We start from the raw sequence: 17,167 nt of genomic DNA, 5'->3' as shown, positions 1-17,167 counted from the left end.
TGCCGATGTGGCTCAATTGGCAGAGCAGCTGATTTGTAATCAGCAGGTTATCGGTTCGAGTCCGATCATCGGCTTTTTGGACCTTTAGCTCAGTTGGTTAGAGCAACCGGCTCATAACCGGTCGGTCCTGGGTTCGAGTCCCCGAAGGTCCATTTAATTTAATATTCTTCTGGCCCGGTGGCTCAGTTGGTTGGAGCGCCGCCCTGTCACGGCGGAGGTCGAGAGTTCGAGTCTCTTCCGGGTCGCTGCTGTTTTTACAGCTAATTTAATATTTTTTCTTTTATGGGATCTTAGCTCAGCTGGGAGAGCATCTGCCTTACAAGCAGAGGGTCATAGGTTCGAGCCCTATAGGTCCCATATGCCGCAGTGGCGGAACTGGCAGACGCCCGGGACTTAAAATCCCGTGGGTAGTGATACCCGTACCGGTTCGATTCCGGTCTGCGGCATGACTTGAAACCCTTGATTTTCAAGGGTTTTTTTGATGTCTGGATATATTTACACCCTTCTGGAACACCTCTTATTTAGCCCAAAAATGGATTTTGACAGCAGATTTGACAGCAGATACAAAATATTTAAGCAGCTTCAAAATAATATTCTGGTATAATATTCACTTTTTTTATAGCTGGAAACTGGAATTTCCATGCTTGATAGTTTCAAAGGTTGCGCTTTCAAAAATAAAAGTAAAATAATAGCTTGCTTTACGTAGTCAGCTGCAATATTATTAAAATATTACTGTAGATGAAAATAATCTGACAGGAGGTAGCAACTTGATTAGACAGGAAGTATTAATGCTATTTGTACAAGGGACTAAAAAAATATTAAAAAATAATCTATCCAAACTTATTGTCTATGGTTCTTATGCCCGTGGAGATTATAAGGAAAATTCGGATATTGATGTTATGATATTAACACCTCTTTCAAAAGAAGAAATAGAGCAGGTCGAAAACAGTATTTTTGATCTGGCGTTTGATCTGGAACTGGAGTCAGGGATTGTAATAAATCCAGTTCTGGAGAATGAAGCACATTACAGATACTGGCCGGGAGCATTGCCGTTTTATGATAATGTAGAGAAGGAGGGAATTGTAATTGGATGAGAGACAAAAAGATTTAAGCAATTATCGAATTACACAAGCTGATGATAGTCTGAAAGTAGCTGACTATTGTTTAAAAGAAACCAACGAGTCTATTTATATCACCCAAAATGATGAGGGAGATATGGTAATTAAGAGTATTGATACATATGAAAAGCGTGAACAGTTACTTCGGTTACGTGCCAGAGTACTTCAGGCTGAGTGGGAAAGAATAGATGGTGCCAAAACTATGAGTGCAACTGAAGCACGAAAAAATTTGAGAGAGAGACTCGGAGAGCTGTAGAGTTGACTGTCTGGATAGATACATGTGAAGTCACTGGCAACGTTCCGCGAGGTGTTTTTTTGTGGACAAAGTAAGCAATAACATTTTCTCTTCATTTACTGGCACAAGTAATAGTGCAAACCGGTTTTGGATGGATTATTATTAGTATAGAGAATACATGGTCAATTGAAGGAGAATTTTTTCCAATATGTGTTCTTTACAAGAATCGAAAACAAAAACAGGTTTTGCGGAGGATGTGTATGAAGCAGGATAAAAAAGAGAAGCGGAACAATATATTATATTCGGTATTAGGTTTCGTCCTGGGCATTGCCATGTGTGGTATAGGAATATATGGTATGATTTTAAACAGAATTGAAAGCCAGGAGTACAAAAACACTACAGACAAACGAGAGGTTATTGCAGTTGTAGAATCCTGCCGTGAGATTGATAACAGTGATGATAAAGACAAAAATAAAAAGAATTCAAGATCAGTAAAATATCGGACCAAATTGGCATTTGAGGTTGATGGAAAAGCTTATGAAGGAGAAGAAACCTATAATCAGAAAGTATACGTTGGTGATAAAGTTAAGGTCGAGGTTTATCGGACTTCAAAAGGAATTTATAAACTCCGCCCATATAACAATCTGGTAAATTTTGTGTTTTATTGTGTGGCAATTCCATTAGGCTTTATCATTGCAATAGCCTCTGTTTACAGTATAGGGCTGATCGTCAAAAAAAAAGAATAAGATCATAGGATTCAGAAATGCTCCCTACTGGGCAGGAATGTGAAAGAACAAAAACCTGTCATTCAGAAGGGAGCATTTTATAATTGTGAATAAGTAGGATCAATCAAAATCTCTGGTAATGTTTGTAAGCCATTTTCTTCTGAAATAGTGAATAAATACCACAGGCATTTTTTCAAGTTCATCCAAAGACATTACAAAGTATACCCAGATAGGCGGCAGTTTAAAAACATATGCGGCAAGAAATGTGAGAGGAACTGCTACAAGCCACATAAATATGGAATCAACGATCATTCCAAATCTGGAATCACCACCACCTCTGAAGCAGCCGCATATAAGACAGGTATTAATACCTTCTCCAACAAGACGCCAGGTCGTCATAATGATAAAAACGCCAAGATAATAAATGGCCGTTTCTGTCAGCTTATCCCGATAAAAATCCAGTATCAGGGGGCGAATCGCCAGAATAACGGCACATCCGATCAGGCTTACAATAATGGTTATTCTGAGCATCCGTTTCCCATATTCTCTGGCTGTATCAATGTGATTTTTCCCCAGCTCCTGACTGATAATAATGGTAGTAGCGTTGGCAAAACCCCGACAGGCGATAGCACCAATGTTTACCACCATAACAGCGACGGCATTTGCAGCAACCATATCATTACCAATATGCCCAAGAATTGCTGCGAATGCGGAACTGGCAAAGCTCCAGACGAGGTCATTTATTACGGCTGGAGTTGCAATTTTCATAAAATCCTGGAACAGGATCCCCGATTTCGCAAAGAAGTATTTTATTCGGAATCTCACATTTGATTTGTTCAAGGAGTAGATGAGACAAATCAATACCTCTGCGATTCTGGCAATCACAGTACCAAGAGCAACACCGGTAACGCCAAGCTTTGGAAGTCCAAATAAGCCAAAGATGAAGGTGGCATTACAAAGTACATTGACACAAAGGGAGACAATGTATGTAACAGAAGGCAGCATTATCTTTCCGATACTTCGAAGGGCACTCATAAAAACCTGAGAGAATCCCATAAACATAAGTGAAAATGAAAGTACCCTCAAATACTCACTTCCAGCAGCAATTGTATCAGGATTGTCTGTAAAAATCTTCATAACCGTAGTTGGCATGGAAAAGGAGATAAGGAAAAATATCAGAGAGATAATTAAGGTGCATCGCTCTGCTAAGCCGAGAATCTTTTCTACAGTCTTTTTATCACCTTTTCCCCAGTACTGGGCACATAAAACGGATGTACCTGTGGCCATACCATAATATATACAAAAAAGAACGAAAGTATATTGGTTGGCAAGTGATGAAGCCGACATGGCGGTCTGGCTTACATATCCAAGCATTACAGTATCAGCAATATTTACCAATGTTGAAATCAAATTTTGAATCATAATTGGAAATGCCAATGTCGATGCATATTTTAAGAAATCTTTTTTATTTAGCATGTTACAGTTTTCCTTAGTTCTTACAATTTATAATATAACAATCAATGAAACAGAGAAAGTGATAAATTATAGTTTAACATATCCGATTAGAATATGCTATATAAAATGTTAAAATAGGACATTGTGAAATTACTTTTTTTAAGCTAAAATGTGAGTGTGCAAAACTTTTGGTTGGGAGTGTGAGAATATGACAAAAGATCTGACTACTGGGAAAATCATGCCCATTCTTGTTAATTTTACAGTGCCTCTTGTTTTGGGAAATTTGTTTCAGCTGACCTATAATGCAGTTGACAGCATTATTGTAGGGCATTTTGTAGGAAAGGAGGCCCTGGCGGCTGTGGGAATCTGTAATCCGGTCAGTACGTTGATGATACTATTTCTGAACGGATTGTGTATGGGAGCCAGTATCCTGATGGGGATTCAGTATGGAGCGAAAGATTATGAGACTTTGCATAGACAAATCAGTACAACTCTGTTGTCTGGTGCGTTTTTTTCATTTTTTCTCACATTGGTTTGTGTAATATTTGCTGTACCCATTCTGCTGTTATTGCAGGTGGATCCATCTATTATGAGTATGACAGTGCAATATTTGCGGATTATTTTTCTGGGATTAATGTTTACATTTTTATATAACTTTTTTTCAAGCACTCTAAGAGCATTGGGAGACAGTGCATCCCCCTTGTACTTTCTGATCATCAGTGCGATTCTGAACATTTTCGGAGACCTGTTTTTTGTTATTGTATTAAAGGCTGGAAGTAATGGATGTGCAATTTCCACAGTACTCAGTGAGGCGCTTTGCTGTTTGTTTTGTATTATCTATATACAGAAAAAAGTACCGATTCTTCGGCTTGGGAAGAAATGGCTGGTTTTTGATGCCAGGCTTTTGAAAAAAACCATTGCTTACGGGTGGGCATCTGCCATGCAGCAGGCAACTGTACAGATGGGAAAAATTGCAATACAGGCACTGGTTAATACAATGGGAGTATCGGTAGCAGCAGCCTTTGCAGTGGTTAATCGCATTGATGATTTTGCCATCACACCGGAACAGAATATTGCCCATGCGATGACCGCATTAATGGCTCAGAATAAAGGAGCTGGAAAAAATGACCGTATGAGGGAAGGCTTCCGATGTGGAATGATACTGGAGCTTGTTTATGGAGCAGCAGTTATGCTGATCTGTCTGGGATTTGCCAGACCATTGATGTCATTATTTGTAAAAGATGAGGAAGTTATCGGACATGGAGTGGTTTATCTCCACTTGATTGCGGTAATGTATATTCTTCCTGCTGTTACAAATGCGCTTCAGGGCTTTTTCCGTGGAATCGGAGATCTGAAGGTGACCTTGATGAGCAGTTTTACCAATATGACAGTCCGTGTCATTGCAGCGGCACCGATGGTTTTGTTATGGAATTTTGGTATTGAGGCACTGCCATATTCCTATCTGGCAGGATGGATTGCCATGCTGCTTGTAGAGACACCTTTGATGCTTCGAATTTACCGAAAAAAGTAAAAGAAAGGACATCTTGAAAAAACGGATGTCCTTTTTATGAAAAGAAGTGCATATTATTTGCGAAAGAGACGTTTGACAAAAGCCAGAAGATTAAAATGCCGAGACTTCGTATAGTCATTTATAAAATTGTCACAATACATATAACGTTCTGCTATGATCCACTCTGGAACGGGAAGTGCATCCAGGGAACTTGTATATTCTGCGAATTTCATATTCACGCCTCCTTTAATTTGTTTTTTAAGTTACTTATATTCTAGCACAAAATTAAGGAAAAACTATGGGGGCGGATTCTAAAAATTAAGTGGAAAATATGTGCTGTCAACACAAAATATATGATATAATAAAGGAAAAATTTGAACATTTTACAGAATGGGTTTGGGTAACAAAAAGGGAGGTTTTATGAGTTTTACAATACAGGATATGATGCTGACAGCAGAAACAAGATATGAAATGAAGTTTCTGGCCGGAAAAAATGGATGGTCCAATTCAATCAGCTGGGTACATCTTCTGGAGGATACAACGATCATACAGAATTTCTGGGGAAAGGAGCTTGCAGTGACAACCGGGCTTGGCTTTCCGGAAAAAGAAGACTGGATGCATCTGGCACAGCAGCTGAACCGGTATCATGCATCAGGGCTTGTTATCAATGTGGGACAGTACATTTATGAGGTGCCGGAAGAATTGAAAGCATACTGTGATGAAAATGACCTTCCGCTGCTGACTGTGCCTTGGGAAGTGCATTTATCAGATATGATAAAAGACTTCAGTATTCATGTATTTTTACAGGATACTACAGATGAGCAGATCGCATCCGCCCTGATTGCAGCTATTGAGACTCCGGATAATCAGGATGCATACAGAAAAGATTTATTACAGTATTTTGATGTAGATGGAAGCTTTCAAGTGCTGCTGATGACTTGTGAGGGACTGGACTCCATGGACACAGTGGAGCGAAAAAAGCTGTCTTATCGAATACAGGTGTATTTGGAGGATATCACTCACAATGGAAGCTTTTTTTATTACAACTCTGATTTTGTGCTGGTAGCGAATGCGCTTTCGGAAGAGTATTTGTGTCGTCTTGTAGAGGGTGCCATAAAAAGAGGAAAAAGACGTATGCCAGGACTGCAATTGTGCGTGGGAATCGGGAGCAGATGTATGGATATTTCCCAGCTTTCGGTAAGTTATCAGAGGGCTAAGGCCGCAGCACTCATAGCGATGACACAAAAGAAGCAGGTGGTAAAGTTTGATGACTGCGGGCTGTTCCGTCTGCTTTATATGGTGGAAGATAAAGAAATACTGAAGGAAATGGAAACAGAATGTCTGGCAGCATTGGAAGAATATGACAGAAGATATCATGCCGGTTATGTGGAAACTCTTCAGTCATATCTGAAGCATAATGGAAGTATTCAGGCTGTGGCAGCAGAATTGTATACGCACCGCAATACAGTGCTGTACCGCATTGGAAATATCAGGAAAATTCTGGGAAATGAGTTGAAAACGCCGGAAGAGAGACTGCCCTATCAGATTGCATTTTATATCAGAAATATGCATGGGCAGATATAAGTATTGCGCAGTAATGTTTTTCTTGTGCATAGTGTAGCGCAGTCGTATAATAGAAGCAGTTTTTTTACATAAGTAAGATCGTAAAAAAGCAATCAAGGCAGGAAGAAATGGACATATTGCAAAACCAATCAATGTTGATGTAATTCTGGAAAATCTGGACCGGATTTTGGGAAGATAAAGCGGATAAAATGAAGGGGAAATACGTGTGAAAAGCACATAAAATAATGCAGGTCTTGTTCAGACCTGCATTATTTTATGCAACAGGGCGGAGTGTAAATTACTTTGTGTAAACCTCTCAGATTGATGATGAAATCGTAGGTTTATAGAATGCAAAAATTCCTACCAGACAGTATTTTTTTATTATCCGGAAAATTTATCACCGTAATGAATATGCATGTCCTTCCAGTCCATAAACAATACATAAAATACTCTTCCGTATTGCTGGCTTTCTACGATTCTTCCATGGTCAAGCACAGAGAGGTAAGAGCCGTCAGTTTTTCGAAGATGAAAATGAATATAGTCATTTTCATTACCACTGTCAATCTGTTCCCAGATGCTAGTTTCTATCTGTTTCTGCTCATCCTCCCGAATCAGGTTATGAAAGCTTTTATTTGTAAGTCGAAAGAGTTCGTCCATATCTTTATATCCCGTCATATGAAGAAACTCCTGGTTTGCATAGAACAGCTCATCATCTTCTTTGTCTGCTCTGTATATGATAAATGCACCCGGAAGATGCTCCGAGACATCCTTAAGCGCAAATCCCAGCTGTTTGCGGACACCTGACTGAAGCCCTTCTCTGTAAGCCATACATCCGTTTTTTCCATGAAGCTTTATTTCATAAAGGGCTGCATCTGCACAGCGCATAAGCTGTGAATGGTTGGAGGCAAATGCCGGATATTCCGCATATCCAAGAGAAATAGAAAAGTGATGTTCTGTTCCCTTGTAAGAGAAGGTCTTAGGCAGTCTGATGAATTGATTCAGCTGTGCGTCTGCCTCTTCAAAGGTATAATCAGGCAGAAGAATACAGAACTCGTCCCCACCGTTTCTCCCAAGCAATACATTCGGTGGAAAAAAAGCTTTCATGCTCTCTGCCAGACTTTTTAAAGCCCTGTCTCCGTAAGCGTGCCCATAGACATCATTAATAAACTTAAAGTCATCAATATCAAAAAGTGCAGCCACAAAATGTGCTTTCGGATTTTGGGCAATGATTTTTTCTGCTGCTTCATCAAATCCATAGCGGTTGTTAATACCGGTAAGGGAATCCGTGTGTGCCAGTATCTGAAATCTGTTTTTATTTTCTTTGGACACCAGCCATACCCGGGTAAGAACTGTCAGAAGCAGGATTACGGCAAGAAAAAATCCGGTGACTATAGCTATAAGTGTATTGTTTCGCCATCCGCTTTTGGGTGTTACTTCAAATCTCCAGCTCTCTGCGCCTATTTTAAAATCATAAGAAACCGGATGGGTTAACTGACCGTCTGACTGATAAACAACTTTATAAGTATCGCTCCAGGGAGAAGCCGTCTTTGAAATCCTGTATTCATATCCAAAATTTGAAAGAGCATAAAGCGAGTCTGAGAAAATATCAGGAACACGCAGGATAACAATGGTAAATCCCCAGAAATACTCTTGATTGTTTGAATCTGTCAGATAAACCGGGTTGCGGACAGCAATTCCATAGCCTCCCTGTTTCAATTCGAAGGGACCTTGCGTAATGACTGTGTGATTGTCTCTTGCGTAACAGGAAATCTCTCCACGGTCTTTATCATGGAGCAGATCAATTTTACCTGCCTCATTTCCCTCTGCCGGATAAATATTTGTCACAACACCATGCGGAGCAAGCTGCACGCTTTCAATAGAAGCAGACATAAGATTTTCAGCAATCGTGTCAAACTGATTGATTTCTCCTTTTTCACTGATCAGGATCTGCTTTAGAGCTTCCGTAATCTCGATGCCACTCGCAATCTCATTCTTTATGTGTTCTCCATAGGTTGTTGCGTTTAATTGTGCTGTTATGCGTCTCTCTTTCTTCTCATGGGTGTCTGTTTTGTATACAATGAAACCAACAAGGCATATGCCCAGTAAAAAAATGATAAGAGGCACAAGTGTTTTTTTCTTCACCTGGTTTACCTCGTTTTATCCGTTGAAATTTCTATAATAAGGCATTATAGCACAGAAGTTTAAAATTAAAATAAATTTTCTGAAAAAAATGACAATATATTTTTTTACTACGCTCTGGCGAAATATAAAATGAGTCAAGTCGAAAGTTGATAAAGAATGAAATTTGGCTTATAATTTATACTAAAACAATGTCAGGAGGAGCAAGCAATGGATATTAATATGCAAAAAAGAAATGAAGTATTGGCTCAAAATGTGATCAAAGGTCTGGAATCTCGCAATATGTCAGGCTATTACGCCGCAGACAGAGAAGCTGCTGTAAAGCAGGCACTGGAACTGATCCCGGAGGGCAGCAGTATTGCCATGGGTGGCTGCACAAGTGCTCATGAGATTGGACTGATCAAGGCATTGGAGGATGGAAATTATAATTATATTAATCGCGCGAAAATGTCACCAAGAGAAAGCCTGATGGCAGCGTATGATGCGGATGTATTTCTTTCCAGTGCAAATGCCATTACCAGTGACGGTGTTATGGTAAACATTGATGGAAATTCCAATCGGGTTTCCTGTATTGCCCAGGGACCGAAGAAGGTGGTTTTCATTGTGGGAATGAATAAGGTCTGTTCAGATTTTGATGCAGCTATGAAGCGGGCAAGAAATGTGGCAGCTCCGGCGAATGCACAGAGATTTGAGGTGAAGACACCTTGCAAAACCGCAGGGAAATGTTTTGACTGTAAATCTCCGGATACGATTTGCTGTCAGTTTCTGATTACAAGATATTCTCGTCATAAAGATAGAATACATGTTATTCTTGTAAACGATACTCTTGGACTTTAAACGGTGAGATTTATTTAGGGCGTAGCTTAGAGCGTGTAAATACACGCTTTTCCAGCCGCTTTTGTGTTACTGTTCACTTCGCGACCAGTAACACGCTTCGCGATGCGCAGAAAGACGAACCTTCTTGTGACAAGCACAAGAAGTAGCGTTTGCTGCGCAAACTTAATTCTCGGGTTTTCTGAGAGCTTTGTTCACAAAAAACACCTCGCGGAACGTTACCAGTGAACAGTAGCACTTTTGTCGAATTATAGGGAAAGTTGTCGGACGATTTTTGTTGCAAAATTTTGATATAAAACGTAGAATAATGACGGTAAGTGTGAGAAAAATGGATTTTTTATCACTGCTTAAATTGTAACCCTAAATAGCTTGGAATCACAGAAGAACAGCTTGTGTGATTCGGGAAAACGTTACCAATGAACCGTGATCTATAAGTACATATCAGGAGGAAAACAATAATGAAAATGACAACAAAAATGATTATGCTTCAGAACATTGAGAAAATGGTGATGGAGCAGCAGCGGGTGGATGAAAATGATTCCTACATCAGACAGGACAATGAGGATCTGAAGTATCTGGAAGAACGATATGACCAGCTGCAATTATCCCACACTGTAAAGCGTGTGATCGATGATTACATCGCCTGCCTGCAGACCCGGGACGAGAGATATTCAGATCTTGCTTATGCAGCTGGGATAAGGGATACTATAAGCTTACTGCAGGGGATGGGAATGCTGAATGGAACTGCTGCAATAAGTGGAAGTTTGTAAAAGTGAAATAAGTGAACTATAACTTTAGCGGATTAAAATGCAAATATTGTTATAAAGATAAAAGAGTTACTATAAGCATGATATCACCTGCGTGCAGGGATACTTGCGGAAATAGTAACTCTTTTGTGTATTAGAAGTTTTGTATCGTAGTATAAAAAATTGATACTCAGGTAATTTTTTCGGTATTTACATAAAGCTTCTTTTATGATGAAATAAAGTTGAGTAAATATATGTATGGAGGGGTGAGTTTATGTACAATATTTTGATTGTGGATGATGAAAAGAAAGAGCGGGAAGGAATTGCGCTTTTATTAAAAAGGTTTGGGTTTCCATTAAGAACAGCATTTGCGCAAAACGGAGAAGATGCGCTGAAAATAATGGAAAAAAATTATTTTGACATTCTGCTCACAGACATAAAAATGCCCTATATGGATGGAATCCAGCTTATACGTGAAACGCAGAAAAGAGGGCTGAATCCAATATGCATTATTTACAGTGCATATGGTGAATTTGAATATGCACAGAATGCCATTTCATTAGGGGTACAGGAATATCTTTTGAAGCCAGTTAAACTGGATGCGTTTAAGGCTCTTTTTGAAAAGATCATAGAGATCTGCCAGGAAAAAGAGATCGAAAAGAAAAATAGAAATGATATCATACAGGCGAAGGAAGAGGCCGCACAGCAAAAACTGAGCTGGAATCTGCTTAATTATCTGGAGTCTGAAGAACTGGAAGAGGGAACTTTAAATCATTGGGAAACTCTGGAAAATGAATTCACCAGTGTTGTGCAGGAAAAAATCTGTATACCTGTAATTATTTCCTGTTATTCTAATTTGTTTTCTATTGAATGGGAAGAGTACCTGAAAGATATCAGGGAATATTTTGGAAAAGAAACTGTGATCATTACAAACACAGATAACCAGATCGTAGTGTTATTGATCCGGGAAAGAGATTTTTATCGGACAGCAGAAACGAAAAAAGAATGTGAGATATTGATCGAAAAATCCCAGAAAAAATATCAGGTAAATATTTTTGTTATATTGGGAAAAAAGACCGAAAGTCTTACAGAACTGAAAAAAGAATATACAGAATTGAAAGACCAGCTTGACTATCAGTTTTTTGTATCCAAAAGTATGGTATTGGTTCATGATGAAGATTATTTTCTAAAAAAGGAAAATGACATGCTTTCCCTGTATTTTGAAAGGATATTTAACTGCGCCAGAATGCAGGATTATTCCGGAATAAAGAAGGAATTTGTGAAAGTATTTGCCTATATAATGAAGCAGACTGGCTTTAGTTCAATTTATGTAAAATATACTTTTACGGATGCGATGAAGCAGATCAGTGAGTACACAGACTCTAATGTGGACATGGTACCATGTATTCAGAAAATATATCAGGCAAGGACACTGGAAGAGGTAAATAAGATAATCGAAAACGTTCTGGATAGAATGCAGGAAGAGAAAAAAGAAGAGGTAAAAGAAAACCGCCTGGTCCGCATGGCAAAAGAACTGGTTTATGAAAAATACAGTGAAAGTGATTTAAATGTATCGTATATCGCAGAGCAGCTGCAGGTATCCTCTGCCTATCTAAGTACTTTATATAAAATGGAAACTGGAAAAAATCTGGTAAAATTTATTACCTGGTATCGTGTTGAAAAGTCAAAAGAACTTTTGCGTCAGACAAATATGAAAGTAAGTGATGTGGCGGAGAGGGTAGGATACCTGAATGTGTCTTACTACATTTCTATTTTCCGAAATCATGAAGGCTGCAGTCCGGTGCAGTACAGGGAAAGGGTGCAAAATGGTGAATAGGATAGCAAAAAGAATCAACAAACAATCATTTTTGAATAAAGTAAGGATCATTTACACGCTGTTAGTTATGCTTCCTGTGCTGGTTCTGGAGATATTTGTATTGTACTCATCTACAAATTTTATCAAGGAGCAGCAGCTTCTGGAAGCGAAAGAAAACATTGAGCGGAACCACCTGAATATTGAGAATCAGATAAAGATGTGCGAAAAATCCGTATTATATGTGACCTGCAACAGTGTACTAAGGGAATTTCTCAGCTTAGATGATTCTGAGTATAAGAAACGCATTCAGATGACTTCAAATGTAAATAACCTGATTTATAACGCCTGGCTTTCCAACAGCTATTTTTCAAAGATGGAGGTTTATTCCGATAAAAGGATTTCTAACAATGATGCAGTATTCAAAAAAGCTTCCGATCTGGAAGATAACAGTTGGTATGAAGCGAGTTGGAATAGCGCAGATACTTTGTGGTGGAATGAAAATGGAAAATATTTTATAACACGCAGAATTGCCATGAGCCTTCCAAATCGGGTATATGGCGTTCTCAGAGCAGAAGTAAAGGAAAAAGTTTTTTCTGACAGTATATCCATGTTCTCGGAAATGCCAGTGGACATCCAGGTGAAAAATGGTTCAGCTGTGTTGTTAGAATACAATAATGAGGGGGAAGTTAATGAAAACAGTGCTGGCTATGAAGAGGAAAGAAATCTAAATGACACCGGTTGGAAAATTATTTACAGAATTGATGCTTCTTATTTCTCAAGTGCTTTTCATCCAAGAATCATTGGTTCTGTTGTAATTGTAGTTTTACTGTTGCTGCTTGGATTTATAGGAGTTAATAAAAGTGCCAGATCTTTGCTGCACTATTTGTATCAGATTATTGACCAGGTAAAGAAAGTAAAAGATGGAAATTTTGAGATTCAGATAGCAGAAAGTTCCCAGGATGAAATTGGAGAGCTGGCGGAAAATATTAATAAAATGCTACGGAAAATACAAACGCTTATTGATGAAGTGTATAAGTCGAAACTGGATAAAAAAAGCCTGGAACTGGATCTGCTTCAGTCAAAGATTAACCCGCATTTTCTTTATAACAATCTTTCCGCAATTAATTGGATAGCCATTGAAAAAGGAGAAGACAGAATCTACGAGATAACTACGGAACTGGGTACTTTTTACAGGACTGCTCTTAACAAGGGCATAAACGTAGACCATTTGAATGTAGAAGTGGAAAATATAAAGGCCTATGTGAAACTGCAGCTTATGGCGCACGATGAAGGCTTCGATGTTGAGTATAAAATTGAGCCCTCGCTTTTAGATCAGATGGTTCCAATTTTTATTTTGCAGCCTCTGGTGGAAAATGCAATTGAGCATGGCATTGACTGCATGAGAGAAAAAAGAGGAAAAATATCCATTGAGATTTATGCAGAAAATAATGAACTCTATATGACTGTCAGGGATAATGGACTTGAGTTGTATGAAAAAATTGGTCAGGGAAAAATGTCCCATGAAGAATTTGGTTATGGGGTAAGCAATGTTGACAAGAGAATTCGTATTCTGTGTGGGGAAGGATACGGTGTGGAAATTTTTGCAGGTCCGGGAGGAACTACCTCTATAATCAAATTACGAAGAGATTTTATTACACTGGAACGAAAAGTATAGGATATAAATCTTAAAAATTTGATAATGAGATAAGTTTTTTGTTATTTTTTTCGTATCCTGTGAACGTTATACTTAAAGCAACTTAAAAATAAACGAAAGGGGTAGCAAAAAAATGAAAAAGAAAGTGATTAGCATGTTTCTTACAGCATGCACTGTATCAGTAATGGTAGTTGGAGGCGGTTCCAATCTGGTTATGGCGGATGATGCAGAGACGGTAACCTTGATGGGATGGTATGATGAGGATGACATGAATCCTATTCTGGAAAAGGTAAATGAGCAGATGGATGGGAAGTATGTGATTGAGTACACATATGTTGCAAATACTGATTATAATAATGTACTTAGCACACAGCTTGCATCTGGAGAAGGCCCAGACATTATTATGGATGGAACAAACTATCCAGCCGAAATCAAAGCTGGTAACGTGGAAGACATTTCGGATTATGATTTTGTAAAAGAGTTTAATGAGGCTGGAATGTCGCTTTGCAGTGCTGATGGAAAAATTTATGGAATTCCTTCCTATGGATGGTTTTCCGGAATCTGGTGTAATGCTTCGATTCTTGAGGAATGTGGAGTAGAAATTCCAAAAACATTTGATGAGTTTGTAGCTGCTTGCGAGACTATTAATGAAAAAGGCTATACTGCATATGGTTTTGGGATTGCGGATGACTCAACTGCAACATCCAGCTTACTGGGGTATCTGGAAAATTCTTATTATCATAATAATGAAGAAGCAAACCCTGATGGAACTGATTTCGACACCAAATTTGCTTTGGGTGAAGTAACTATGGACGGACATATTAACGACTGTGTTAATAAATGGTGTACATTAGTTGAAAAAGGACTGATCGCTTCTGAGTCTCTGGGAATTTCCTGCCAGGAAATGCTGAACAGCTTTAAAAATGGAGAAGTGGCATTCCTTCATGGAGGTCCATGGCAGTATACAGAGCTGAAAGAATCCGGAGTTAACTTTAAAATGCTTCCGCAGCTTAGTGAAACAGGAGAAAATGAATATGTTTTAGGCGGACCAGCTGCATGCTTCGGTATTAATGTAAATACGGAAAATCATGATGGTGCAGAAGCTACTTTAACAGCACTGGCTTCCGTTGAAGTTCAGCAGGCATTTGCTGATGCAAATGTTGGCGGAACCAGCTATAGAAGCGGAGTTGAGGCTCAGATGCCTGAAGAATATGAATATGTTGCAGATATTATTAACAATGGAAATATTGCATTCCCATCTGACAGATGGAGTGTAAATCTTCCAAGTCAGTCCTTGTTTGATGAGTTTACTGCTCAGCTTCAGGGTGTTATTTCCGGAGATATCAGTGGAGACGATCTTGTGAAAGCTATTGATACAAAAGCTGACTCAATCAGATATGAGTAAATTGTAATCATTTAACAAATTTAAAATTATCCATAATTTATTAAACCGATCCTGCATTTAGCAAATGAGCTTTTTGCAGGATCTGTTTTTGTGCAATAGAGGTTAATGTTATCAATAGAATTAACAAAAGTAAATGGGATATAAAAAAAACGATAGTCATATAAATTTTTTTGGATTTATAGAGAAAAAGATCAAATTTATAATAGAAACATAAAAAGAAGGAGGGCAAGGAGAGTATGAATGCCAATCATGTAAAACGAAATCTGCCATATATTTTCATGGCAATACCTGCGGTTTCTATATTTTCTGTGTTTTTTATCATTCCGCTTATTTTTACTACAAAATACAGTTTTTATAACTGGACTAATTTTTCGCCGGATATCGTTTTTTCAGGATTGAAAAATTATAAACAGCTTTTGGCAGATGGAATTATTTTGAAAGGATTAAAGAATACCCTGGTATTTGCAATCCTTACAGTATCCATTCAAAGTTTAATTTCTCTTCCTGTATCAGTGCTTCTGAATTCCAAATTAAGAGGAAGAACAATTTACCGAGGAATCTTTTTTGCACCCGCAGTATTAAGCACCTTGGTTGTTGGATATCTTTGGAAATATATCCTGTCTGCAAGTGATTATGGTTTGATAAACCAGGTGCTTTTAAAACTGGGATTTGAAAAAATCAACTTTCTCGGAAATGGAAAAATCGCTATATTTTCCATAATTGCAATTTCAGTGTGGCAGTGGTTTGGATGGTCTATGGTAATTTACATAGGAAGTTTGCAAAGTATTAGTGGAGATCTTTATGAAGCTGCTTCTGTGGATGGAGCTAACAGTTGGCAGCAGTTTTGGCATATTACATTACCAGGGCTTGCACCTGCCATAAAAATTAATTTTGTAACAAGCACGATCTCAGGACTGAAAGTATTTGATCTTGTCTTGTCAACTACAAACGGAGGTCCGGCACATCAGACAGAAACTATTCTGACATTAATGTACTCAAAATTTTCAGATGGAAATTTCGGTTATGCATCAGCTTTTGGAATTGTATTTCTGTTGATGACAATGGTTGTTTCCGCTGTAATGCTTGGAATATTTAAAAAATGGGAGGAGTATTTAAACTGATGAAAACGAAAAAAAATATTATGGAGATTTTGAAGCATGTTTATTTGCTAATTATCACGTTTATTGTTTTAACTCCTATTTATTATCTGCTTGTTACTACGTTTAAATCAGGAACTGAAGCGGCTGCAAAGCCGATGGCACTTCCGTCTTTCTGGGATATTACACCATATATCAATGCATTTGAAAAAATGCAGTATCCAAGAGCATTTGGAAATACTCTTTTTATTACAATATGTGCTGTATTTGGCATTGTAATGTGCAGTACTATGTGTGGATATGTTTTAAACCGCAAAGAGAAAAGTAAAATTACAAAAATTATTTTTCTGGTAATTCTTTCCGGAATGATGTTTCCATACCAGATGGCAGTTCTTGGTCTGTACAAGCTGGTAAGAAGCCTGGATTTAATGAATACGCTGACAGCAGTTATTTTTATTGATATTGCTATCAATATTCCATTTGCTACTTTTTTAATGAAAAATTCCATTTCTTCAGTTCCTATAGAACTGGAAGAAGCTGCCAGAATTGATGGTGCAGGAGTATTCAGAATTTTTGGTACAATTGTGCTTCCATTGCTGAAGCCGATGATTGCTACAATCGTAATTTTAAATACTTTAAATGTATGGAATGATTTTATGGGACCGTTGTATTTTATACAGAAAAGAGAAAAAGATGTTATTTTACAGGAAGTATATCGCAATATCGGTCAGTTTTCTACAGACTGGACTAGTCTGTTTCCAATGATGGTATTAGGTATATTGCCGCTGCTGGTTTTCTATATATTTATGCAGAAATATATTATCAGTGGTGTAATGGCGGGATCTGTAAAAGGATGATATACGGAGGTTT

General features: G+C 38.2%; 15 protein-coding genes and 5 tRNA genes. 17 read left to right on the top strand and 3 right to left on the bottom strand.

Translation table 11 applies throughout. The features are described from left to right. Window position 1: 1 nt before the first annotated feature. The 8 genes from ACESTK_RS15740 to ACESTK_RS15705 all read left to right on the top strand — a co-directional run bounded on the left by ACESTK_RS15740 (window position 2) and on the right by ACESTK_RS15705 (window position 2,099). Window positions 2-74: transfer RNA gene (locus ACESTK_RS15740), tRNA-Thr, on the top strand. A gap of 4 nt (window positions 75-78) precedes the next feature. Further along, window positions 79-152: transfer RNA gene (locus tag ACESTK_RS15735), tRNA-Ile, on the top strand. Window positions 153-171: 19 nt separating this feature from the next. After that, window positions 172-245, top strand: a tRNA-Asp gene (locus ACESTK_RS15730). A 39-nt stretch (window positions 246-284) separates the two neighbouring features. Further along, window positions 285-357 (top strand) — tRNA-Val (locus ACESTK_RS15725). Between the two features lie 3 nt (window positions 358-360). Continuing rightward, window positions 361-446: transfer RNA gene (locus ACESTK_RS15720), tRNA-Leu, on the top strand. Window positions 447-767: 321 nt separating this feature from the next. Beyond that, window positions 768-1,094: a nucleotidyltransferase domain-containing protein gene (locus tag ACESTK_RS15715; RefSeq protein WP_334285664.1), complete on the top strand. Its 327-nt coding sequence runs from the start codon at window positions 768-770 to the stop codon at window positions 1,092-1,094. Continuing rightward, window positions 1,087-1,374 carry a hypothetical protein gene (locus ACESTK_RS15710; RefSeq protein ID WP_330382821.1) on the top strand — a complete coding sequence of 96 codons (288 nt, stop codon included), beginning with the start codon at window positions 1,087-1,089 and terminating at the stop codon, window positions 1,372-1,374. Before ACESTK_RS15715 ends, ACESTK_RS15710 begins: the two co-directional genes overlap by 8 nt. A gap of 239 nt (window positions 1,375-1,613) precedes the next feature. Then, window positions 1,614-2,099 carry a hypothetical protein gene (locus ACESTK_RS15705; protein ID WP_173717524.1) on the top strand — a complete coding sequence of 162 codons (486 nt, stop codon included), beginning with the start codon at window positions 1,614-1,616 and terminating at the stop codon, window positions 2,097-2,099. Window positions 2,100-2,198: 99 nt separating this feature from the next. On the opposite strand, the gene ACESTK_RS15700 is transcribed toward ACESTK_RS15705, so the two are convergent. Then, window positions 2,199-3,554, bottom strand: a complete 1,356-nt coding sequence (locus ACESTK_RS15700) for an MATE family efflux transporter (protein WP_173769931.1) — start codon at window positions 3,552-3,554, stop codon at window positions 2,199-2,201. 187 nt (window positions 3,555-3,741) lie between these two features. On the opposite strand from ACESTK_RS15700, the gene ACESTK_RS15695 reads away from it, so the two are divergent. Continuing rightward, entirely contained in the window at window positions 3,742-5,064 is a 1,323-nt protein-coding gene (locus ACESTK_RS15695) for an MATE family efflux transporter (RefSeq protein WP_204454858.1), read from the top strand. Between the two features lie 53 nt (window positions 5,065-5,117). On the opposite strand, the gene ACESTK_RS15690 is transcribed toward ACESTK_RS15695, so the two are convergent. Beyond that, window positions 5,118-5,276, bottom strand: a complete 159-nt coding sequence (locus ACESTK_RS15690) for a hypothetical protein (RefSeq protein ID WP_373120202.1) — start codon at window positions 5,274-5,276, stop codon at window positions 5,118-5,120. 187 nt (window positions 5,277-5,463) lie between these two features. On the opposite strand from ACESTK_RS15690, the gene ACESTK_RS15685 reads away from it, so the two are divergent. Then, on the top strand, window positions 5,464-6,627 hold the full coding sequence (locus tag ACESTK_RS15685) for a PucR family transcriptional regulator (protein ID WP_373120201.1): 1,164 nt from the start codon (window positions 5,464-5,466) through the stop codon (window positions 6,625-6,627). Between the two features lie 360 nt (window positions 6,628-6,987). On the opposite strand, the gene ACESTK_RS15680 is transcribed toward ACESTK_RS15685, so the two are convergent. Then, window positions 6,988-8,748 (bottom strand): diguanylate cyclase domain-containing protein, encoded by a 1,761-nt coding sequence (locus ACESTK_RS15680; RefSeq protein ID WP_373120200.1) that lies wholly within the window; start codon window positions 8,746-8,748, stop codon window positions 6,988-6,990. 207 nt (window positions 8,749-8,955) lie between these two features. Here ACESTK_RS15680 and ACESTK_RS15675 point away from each other — a divergent pair, with 207 nt between their 5' ends. The 7 genes from ACESTK_RS15675 (at window position 8,956) to ACESTK_RS15645 (ending at window position 17,154) form a co-directional block, all read left to right on the top strand. Continuing rightward, complete coding sequence (locus ACESTK_RS15675) at window positions 8,956-9,582, top strand: lactate utilization protein (protein ID WP_195478279.1); 627 nt, start codon at window positions 8,956-8,958, stop codon at window positions 9,580-9,582. A 455-nt stretch (window positions 9,583-10,037) separates the two neighbouring features. Further along, window positions 10,038-10,349: a hypothetical protein gene (locus tag ACESTK_RS15670; RefSeq protein ID WP_118581890.1), complete on the top strand. Its 312-nt coding sequence runs from the start codon at window positions 10,038-10,040 to the stop codon at window positions 10,347-10,349. A 250-nt stretch (window positions 10,350-10,599) separates the two neighbouring features. Beyond that, the gene (locus ACESTK_RS15665; protein ID WP_195699083.1) at window positions 10,600-12,162 is read left to right on the top strand and encodes a response regulator; all 1,563 of its coding nucleotides are present in this window, start codon (window positions 10,600-10,602) and stop codon (window positions 12,160-12,162) included. Further along, entirely contained in the window at window positions 12,152-13,816 is a 1,665-nt protein-coding gene (locus tag ACESTK_RS15660; protein ID WP_173719144.1) for a sensor histidine kinase, read from the top strand. Before ACESTK_RS15665 ends, ACESTK_RS15660 begins: the two co-directional genes overlap by 11 nt. A 112-nt stretch (window positions 13,817-13,928) precedes the next feature. Next, on the top strand, window positions 13,929-15,200 hold the full coding sequence (locus ACESTK_RS15655; RefSeq protein WP_173719145.1) for an ABC transporter substrate-binding protein: 1,272 nt from the start codon (window positions 13,929-13,931) through the stop codon (window positions 15,198-15,200). Between the two features lie 236 nt (window positions 15,201-15,436). Next, window positions 15,437-16,321, top strand: coding sequence for a carbohydrate ABC transporter permease (locus ACESTK_RS15650; protein WP_173771639.1), 885 nt, complete (start codon window positions 15,437-15,439; stop codon window positions 16,319-16,321). After that, complete coding sequence (locus tag ACESTK_RS15645) at window positions 16,321-17,154, top strand: carbohydrate ABC transporter permease (RefSeq protein WP_118581874.1); 834 nt, start codon at window positions 16,321-16,323, stop codon at window positions 17,152-17,154. The genes ACESTK_RS15650 and ACESTK_RS15645 overlap by 1 nt, the downstream gene beginning before the upstream one ends. Window positions 17,155-17,167 lie beyond the last annotated feature (13 nt).

Source organism: Ruminococcus sp. Marseille-P328 (genome assembly GCF_964249465.1).
GTDB classification, from domain to species: Bacteria; Bacillota; Clostridia; order Lachnospirales; family Lachnospiraceae; genus Blautia_A; species Blautia_A faecis.
This window is presented reverse-complemented; position numbering and strand designations above follow the sequence as displayed.